We start from the raw sequence: 343 nt of genomic DNA, 5'->3' as shown, positions 1-343 counted from the left end.
GCCACCCCGAGCGCCTGGCGCTTGAATCGGAAAGCCCGCCCCACCATGCACACTGACAAGCTGGTCCACATGGCCAACCAGATCGGCACCTTCTTCGAAGCCATGCCCGATCGCGCCGAAGCGCTCGACGGCATTGCCCAGCACATCAAGAAGTTCTGGGACCCGCGCATGCGCCGCGAGCTGTTCGCCGCGCTCGATGCCGACGCCGCCGCCACGCTGCTGCCCATCGTGCGCGAGGCCCTGGAAGGGCACCGGCAGCAACTGGCCTGACGGCGGTGGCTGCTCCGCCGCCAGAACCAGGGAAGCCGACTCAGGGGGCCTGCAAGCGCCCCACGGCGAAGCC

Annotated in this window: 1 protein-coding gene; it reads left to right on the top strand. The window is 69.4% G+C overall.

Annotated features, from left to right (window positions below):
* Positions 1 to 45 precede the first annotated feature (45 nt).
* Positions 46 to 270 (top strand): formate dehydrogenase subunit delta, encoded by a 225-nt coding sequence (locus H5407_RS23810; RefSeq protein ID WP_183106937.1) that lies wholly within the window; start codon positions 46 to 48, stop codon positions 268 to 270.
* The last annotated feature ends 73 nt before the right edge of the window (positions 271 to 343 follow it).

It is taken from the genome of Mitsuaria sp. WAJ17, from assembly GCF_014174515.1.
GTDB lineage: Bacteria > Pseudomonadota > Gammaproteobacteria > Burkholderiales > Burkholderiaceae_C > Roseateles_B.
Note: the sequence above shows the minus strand (reverse complement) of the source record. Positions and strands in the feature narration are given on the sequence as shown.

Excerpts from the sequence above, each read along its gene's own strand:
- H5407_RS23810 (WP_183106937.1), top strand. The coding sequence starts at position 46 with ATGCACACTGACAAGCTGGTCCACATGGCCAACCAGATCGGCACCTTC.